The sequence below is a fragment of the Massilia sp. DWR3-1-1 genome (assembly GCF_049898325.1).
Lineage (GTDB): Bacteria > Pseudomonadota > Gammaproteobacteria > Burkholderiales > Burkholderiaceae_D > JAFCUW01.
On record NZ_JAFCXL010000046.1, the window covers coordinates 1 to 7,002 of the forward strand.

General features: G+C 57.9%; 6 protein-coding genes and 1 pseudogene. 4 read left to right on the forward strand and 3 right to left on the reverse strand.

Annotated features, from left to right (window positions below; translation table 11 throughout):
• The first annotated feature begins 474 nt into the window (after positions 1 to 474).
• Together ACP7EY_RS23520 and ACP7EY_RS23525 are read left to right on the forward strand one after the other, a co-directional pair.
• Entirely contained in the window at positions 475 to 996 is a 522-nt protein-coding gene (locus ACP7EY_RS23520; protein ID WP_426197682.1) for a hypothetical protein, read from the forward strand.
• Between the two features lie 1,013 nt (positions 997 to 2,009).
• Complete coding sequence (locus ACP7EY_RS23525; protein ID WP_426197683.1) at positions 2,010 to 2,522, forward strand: hypothetical protein; 513 nt, start codon at positions 2,010 to 2,012, stop codon at positions 2,520 to 2,522.
• 115 nt (positions 2,523 to 2,637) lie between these two features.
• Here ACP7EY_RS23525 and ACP7EY_RS23530 read toward each other — a convergent pair whose 3' ends face one another.
• Genes ACP7EY_RS23530 through ACP7EY_RS23540 form a run of 3 tightly spaced genes read right to left on the reverse strand, consistent with a single transcriptional unit; the run spans position 2,638 to position 5,552 of the window.
• Positions 2,638 to 3,744, reverse strand: coding sequence for a S41 family peptidase (locus tag ACP7EY_RS23530; RefSeq protein WP_426197684.1), 1,107 nt, complete (start codon positions 3,742 to 3,744; stop codon positions 2,638 to 2,640).
• An 18-nt stretch (positions 3,745 to 3,762) separates the two neighbouring features.
• Positions 3,763 to 4,521, reverse strand: coding sequence for a LytR/AlgR family response regulator transcription factor (locus tag ACP7EY_RS23535; protein ID WP_426197685.1), 759 nt, complete (start codon positions 4,519 to 4,521; stop codon positions 3,763 to 3,765).
• The gene (locus ACP7EY_RS23540; protein WP_426197686.1) at positions 4,518 to 5,552 is read right to left on the reverse strand and encodes a sensor histidine kinase; all 1,035 of its coding nucleotides are present in this window, start codon (positions 5,550 to 5,552) and stop codon (positions 4,518 to 4,520) included. The genes ACP7EY_RS23535 and ACP7EY_RS23540 overlap by 4 nt, the downstream gene beginning before the upstream one ends.
• A gap of 482 nt (positions 5,553 to 6,034) precedes the next feature.
• Here ACP7EY_RS23540 and ACP7EY_RS23545 point away from each other — a divergent pair, with 482 nt between their 5' ends.
• Together ACP7EY_RS23545 and ACP7EY_RS23550 are read left to right on the forward strand one after the other, a co-directional pair.
• On the forward strand, positions 6,035 to 6,460 hold the full coding sequence (locus tag ACP7EY_RS23545) for a hypothetical protein (protein ID WP_426197687.1): 426 nt from the start codon (positions 6,035 to 6,037) through the stop codon (positions 6,458 to 6,460).
• A gap of 338 nt (positions 6,461 to 6,798) precedes the next feature.
• Positions 6,799 to 7,002, forward strand: a pseudogene (locus tag ACP7EY_RS23550) (IS110 family transposase); the annotation flags it as partial.

A 7,002-nucleotide genomic window follows, 5' to 3' on the forward strand; every position in this document is an offset into this window, starting at 1 on the left:
TGCCGCAAAAGTGCTTCCTTGCGCTCTGCTGAATAGTGCTTCACTGCTGCTCTTTTACTCCGCCCCCAGTACGGTTACGATAAATCAGATGACGCGACAACTATGCTGACATAGGGGGCAGATGAGAAGGCTCCACTTGATTGCAAGGCGGCTGAAACTGCGAAGATCTGCAAAGGTTGGTCCGATAAAACAGCGTTGGTGCTCGACGGTCCCGAGAGCGACAAGTTCCATAGCGCGCTAGCTGCTTGCGCAGGGGCCGACAACTACGGCCAGGCAGGTCCCAAGCAGCAACTATATATAGATTGTCAGGACAGGGCCGACATCAACGATCTCAGATTGAAGGCGAACGTAGAAACTGATGCAAAGAGAAGAGAATTTTCGTGGATGAGCAAGCGATGCTCGCCACAATCCCCCGAAAACCGTGCGTGCGGCTCACCGGTTGACTCAACAGCGTCATCAACTAAGGAAACGAAAGTGGAGCACAAGGCAGGAAACGAGCAGCGTCGGACTGCTTTTACATCTGCAAAAGCTAGAAATGAGTCGGGGATCTCACGAAAGGAAAAACGTGAAAGCGACATACCTCTCACGCGCGCGCAGAGGCAAGAGCGTTTTAACAAGCTACCTGAAGAACAAAAGGCCAAAATTCGGGCCATTTTTGCAGATATGACAGCGCCGACCGAAGCGACACTGCGATTGAGAAAACAGGTGGATGAAATTCGTCGATTAGAAAGAAACGATGACCGCTTAAGTTCGACTAAATCGTCATCTCCCAACCTCGCCAAGCAGTCAAACAAGACTAATTCGATCGTGCTAACGAGCGTCCCTTCCAGCCAACTTACGCCGGAGCAAATTGCGAAGAATAAGTCCAGAGATCAAGCAGAAAGCGGTGCACGAACTGCCGCTGAAATTGCCAAAAGTAAAAGAAATATCCCCCTCGGTTCGACTATTAAAATGAACCCGTGTGTTCGCGGGACAGGATGTACGAGCACGAAATAACGCAGCCAACTGCACTTGACAAACCCGACACGCTCACCCATGCGCGGCCCCGTTACGCAAGGAATCTGCGGCGGGTCGCCGTCCCGAGTTGATCGCTCCGGTTAGACCTTGATGTGGCAGCCACCCGACTGTCCGCTTTTGGGGCGGTAGCCGTCGCTCAGTGTTTGACTGGTGGAAAAAACAATCTGCTCCCATCCTTCGCTGATAGCACAGGACAAAGCAATCTCAGACAGGCTCAACTCCCTGGGACGTGCATGCCCTTCGCTTCGAACGTTGCTGATACAGGGGCAGAATTACTGGCTACGCGAGCGGTGGGATTGCCGAAACGTGGAAGGCGTCTTTGAGAAGACCGAGGGCTTGGCAACCTGCCTTGCCAGTCAAATGGACCAACGCCTACAACGGCTTAATGATTCACCGGAAAATTGTGACGCGAAACCTCTGATCGGGGGATACCGATTTGTCGACCCTGTGTATTTGGTGCGATTCGGCGACCAGTACATTGGTAAGACTGTGTCGGTTTTCGGCAGTATGGATCTTGATAGCTGTCGGGCATCGGGAACCGGGGCGCCTACTGCTAGCATCGTTGGAAATTCTTCCCATCATGAACGGTTTCGCGTAATTTTTAGTGCTATGCCTGAAGAGGAACGAGAGCGCCTGTGCGCGGAGCATCCTGCTGCTCACTGGCAGGGCATTGTCAAAAGAGATAAACGAGGCAGTTATCTCTTTCTGAGTAATGTTCTTGGTAAGCCATTACGCTGAGACCGATGCTTATCTGACGGCAGCAGGATCGACATGGCCGAGACCAGTCACCAGTCACCAGTCGCTTCACGATGCCACCTTTGCTCAGTTTGCGCAGCCGGTACGCTGCCGTTTAGTGCCATGAGTTCCTTTTCTCGGATTGAATACGTCCGCTTTGGGGCGCCAGGCGCCTGCCGCTGAACAGTGCGAACGGGTAAAATCGACCACCAGCGGACATTCGTTCCAATCGTACGATGCAATCTTAAGGCAGAGCAATGAAGAAGAATTTTTGGCTACAACTCAGCAAAATTTGTTTTTTCCTTCTCTGCATTGCTATTGGAGAAAAAACTTTCGCAACAGAACCGCTACATGACCAGTATGTAGCGGGGGCAGAAAGCGGATGGATTTTTCCGTCGCAATGCTGTTGGATGAAGTTGCCGCCCTCTGAACGTTTGACCACCATGAAAAAAGCGGAAGTCGGATGCTCGGCGATAGGTGGGCCTGTAGGCAAATTCAAGCTCGAGTCAGGAAAATTATGGCTGACCGGTCTTCTCAAATGTGGCGGCGAAGTTTCTCTTCGTGAGGTCTATCCTGATTTTGAAAGTCCAGCTTTGGCAAACTGGCTTACCGGCACATTTAAAACTCAAGTTGGATTCTTATGCTACGACAACTCTGTACGGCCCATATATTCAGTAAAGCAGGTTTTGACCATTGACCAAGGAGTTGTAACGTCCCTGTCTGAAACAAAAAATGACACTTCAGTTTGCTCGAAAAATACTGGTAGTTAAAGCTTGATATCATAGGAATCGCTGGACTCCAACGCCCGCTTTGGGTCGGTAGCGGCCGCTAAAATAGACCGCAGGCGGCCAGAAGCCGCCGCACCCGCCATGCGCACGGGTTCGATCAACGCTCCCCCCTGAGCGTATAGATCGGCTTGTCGGTTTCACCTTTTTCCACCATTGCCAGGACGCGCTGCAGTTTCGTGCGCTCGTCGTCGTCCTTTGCGGATGCTACCTGCTTGCGCAGGATAGCGGCGTATGCCGTCTGCAGCGCCTGCGCCGCGGGCACGGCGATGTCCGGTTTCACGCCCACGTGCTCCCAATTGGTCTTGGTGACGAAATTGGTCGCGCGCGCGCTCGGGATCATGACCACGATGCCATGCCCCACGCTGAACGGGCGCACGGGGTTGGAGCCGCCGCCGGTGGTTTCGCCGACCAGCGTCCCGCGCTTGTGCACCTGGAAGTCATAGGCGCAATCCTCGCCGCCGGAAAAGGTACGGGCCGAGGTCAGCACGTACACGGGCTTGTCGTAGCGCTGTGCGACCGTGGGCACGGTCCAGATCTGCTGCGTCGTGTCGGTCATGCGATCGTACATGTCGATCAGGTGACGGTGGTCGCCGAGCGGGAAGAAATGGCTCATCAGGTAAGCCACGCTGGCCGGACTGCCGCCGCCGTTGCGGCGCAGGTCCAGGATCAACCCATCCGTCCCCGCCATCAGCGACATCGCCGCCGTGTACGCCGGGCCGACGAATGTCGGCATGCCGAAGCCGCGCAGCTCGATGTAGCCGACGTTGCCAGGAAGGCGTTCGATCTTCTCGATGCCGAAGCCCCAGCGCGCGGTCTGCTCGCGCGCTTCCTCCATCACGGCGCGGCTGGGCGGGGCGGCGTCGTCGCTGAGCTCACGGAAACGTTCGTCGATCCTGGCGCCGAAATGCAAGTCGCCGCCGAAGGCGCGCAAGTCCTGCGCCAGCGCCTCCGTGAACGCCTGCGGGGTGGCCGCCGACGCATAGCCGCCTTCGGCATTTTTCCTGGCGATTGCACTGGCGACCCGTTCGCCCACTGCGGGCTCGATGTAATTCGCCTTCACTTTCGCTGTCAGGGTCTGCACGATGGCGCTGCGGTCGAGCGCGGTCAAGGCGGCGGCCCCCTCCGCCAAAGCGGCAGACGACGCCAAAAACGGCAACAGGGTTCCCAATACGACGCCTGCGACAAACTTCTTCTTGCCTGACATTATTTCCTCCAAGTTGGACTACGAATTGTTTGACGGTCTTGCGTCGAGATGTTGTAGCGCCTCCGACAGCGCGGGCATGTAGGAGCGGCTGGCGCGCAGTACGGTGCCGTCGCGCAGGCGCAGCAAGGCATCCCGGTTGGTGAGCGAGGACAGCTCGGCGATCATGTCGAGCCGCACGATGGACGAGCGGTGCACACGGTGGAACTGGCGCGGGTCGAGCCGCATGGACAGGCTGTGCAGGCGTTCGCGCACCAGCCAGGTCTTGCCGTTCGCATGCAATGTGGCGTAGTCGCCGTCCGCCTCGATGCGCTCGACTTCGTCGACCGGCACCAGCACCGTGCGCGCTCCGATACGCACGCTGAAGCTGCGCAGCGAAGGGAGCGTCGATGCCGCGGCACGGCCGTGGCCGCGGTAGGGAAACGCCTGCTGGGCTCGGTCGAGGGCGTCGTCGAAGCGTTCGTCATCGACGGGCTTGAGCAGGTAATCGAGGGCGGCCAGCTCGAAGGCCTGCAGGGCGAAGCCGTCGTAGGCCGTGAGCAGGATAGCCATCGGCCGCTGCGCCGGCGGCAGTGCGGCCAGCAGCTCGAGGCCCGTCTTGCCCGGCATCTCGACGTCGACGAACACCAGGTCGGGCTTGAGTGCCACGATACCTTCGTAAGCGCTGGCGCCGTCGCCGAATTCGCCCACCAGCGCAAAGGCGTCGCGCCGCGCCAGCCTGACTTTGACCGCCAGCCTGGCCAGCGGCTCGTCGTCGACGATCACGACCCGGATGTTCATGCTGCCGCCGCCATACTGCGAAGTGGCAGGACGATGCGCACGCGGAAGCGGCCGTCCGTACTCCAGCCGGCGTCCACCTGTTGATCGTCGCCGTACAGGTGGCGCAGGCGTTCCCTGACGTTGGCCAGGCCGATGCCGCTCCCCGCGTGTTGCCGCTGCTGGCCGTCGTTCTGCACGTCGACCAGCAGGCGCGCCCCGGCGCGTTCGACAAGAATGTCGAGCCGCCCGGGAGCGGACAGCGGGGCGATGCCGTGGCGGATCGCGTTCTCGACCAGCGGCTGCAGCATCAGGTAGGGCAGGACGCTGCCCAGCAGGTCAGGACCGGTCTTCATCGTCAGGCGCAGGCGCCCGCCGAGCCGCGCCTTTTCGATGGCGAGGTAGGCGTCGAGCAGGGCCAATTCGTCGGCCAGCGTATGCTCGTGGCGGCCGTCGTGTGCGAGGGTGGCGCGCAGGAAGTCGGCCAGGCACGCGAGCATGCGGTTGGCTTCCCGGTTGGACTGGCTTGAGACCAGCGCGGAAATCGCGTTCAGGGAGTTGAACAGGAAGTGCGGATTGACCTGCAGGCGCAGCGCGCGCAACTCGGCGTCGCGCGCCGCGCTTTGCGCCTGGACGAGATGCAAGCGGACCTGTTGCAACGACAAGTAATAGGCCGCCACCGCATGGACCGCGCAGAACGCGATCAGCGCCAGCCAGCAGCTGTCCAGGCCGCGTGCCAGATCGGCAAAGTGGTAGCCCGTCTCCCTGCCGAGCCAGATCCCGAGGGTCTGCCCCAGCAGGGCGTTCATGATGGCCATTGCGTAGGTGAGCACCAGCAGGATCGGCCCCATCCGCCGCCACGACCAGTCGCGGCGCCACATGGCCCGTTGCAGCAGCGTCAGCGGGATCAGCCACATCATGCAGGCGATGATAAAAACTGTACGAAAGGCAATGATATACCCGTGTTCGTAGGCAGGCAGGCCGAGGATGGCCATGCAGGCGCAAACCGGCAGTGCGGCCAGCACGGGAACGAGCAAGGGCGTTTCGACTTTCATGCCGGATTTCCAGAAGTGAAATTCTGCAATTCTATCGTTTTACTCACCCAACTAACAAAAAGTAAACCGCGCATGGATAGTCCCGAAGGTCGAAGGCTTTTACCTTAGATAATAGCCGCACGGCGGTCCAGTCAAATGCGCTGATCCGTGCATCTCTTGCGACCAGTCGGTTCGCGCTTCCGCCAATTCGCTCGCGAACACATGTAACCGTGCACGAGCGTGATGGTGCGCAATCACGAATGTCTGGAATGGGCCGATAGCGGCCTGTCGTGACAGTTCGTGAATTTTCCAGCATGGCAACCTGCCATGCTGAGTCGAACTGCCGGATTCGGCCAATCGCGGTCCTTCTTACAGTCTTGGCAAACGCGCTACAATGTCCTCCAACGCAGGCGACGACTCGTAACGTGAAGCACGTAGGTTGATTGTGCGCCGCGCTGCTGAATTTGATAGTTGCGAGAGTAGACGGTTAAAAATAAAGCACGATGAAAATGCAAATCGCAAAAAAGAGTCTGCTCAGCGTATTAACATTGATCGGCTGCGCAACGGTTCTATATTTGTCTGTTTTATTTATCCTTCACTTGGTGCGAAATGGCGCTCCCGACAAACAGACCGAGTTGTTTTCTCCCCGGGCCCCCTACCGGATTGTAATCACCGAACAGCTTGCGGGATTGCCAGGTTCGGTGTGTATCAAGCAGGTCTACGTTTTGCCAGCGCTGGCGAAGTTCGACAGGGACGACACGGATAACGAAATATTTACTGGGGCATGCGACGGCTTAGTGGCCGTCAACTGGACCGGTGACCGAGTGGAAGGGGACATCGTGTTTAGCAGAGCTGCTGATGGTGTCAACTCTCAGTTGAAAAGTTACGGGGCGGGTGGGAAGGTCAAAGTCCTGTGGGCAGCGCATTGAACACGTCGTCTTTACGGACGCACCTGTGGGCCGAAGCTGAAGGGCCGGTGGACGACCGCCATCGATCGAAACCCGCCGGCAGCGTTCATCAGCGTTTCTTCGCTTTAGTCTAATGCTATGCTTGTCGAAGAACGGATTTCGGCCAGAAGCGGACCTGACGGAATAGCTAAAATGACCAATAGCTCCGCAAGCCGACGTCACCACGCGACACGTAGTGCGATCGATACTCTTGCCGCTGAACGGCCGATATCAATGGGATGGACGCCCCCACCCGTATCGGCATCAGATGTGCCAAAGTGGACGTGTCGAGGAACCACTTATCGAGGGAGGCGTCCATCATGAAAGTTACAACTATTGGCATCGATCTGGCAAAAAACGTATTTCAAGTTCATGGGATCGATGACCATGGCAAGGCAGTACTGAAAAAGCAGATCAAACGGGATGAGATGGCAGTATTCTTCGCCAATCTGACGCCGTGTCTCATTGGTATGGAAGCATGTGGCAGCGCTCATTATTGGGCTCGTAAGCTGCAGCGCCAAGGG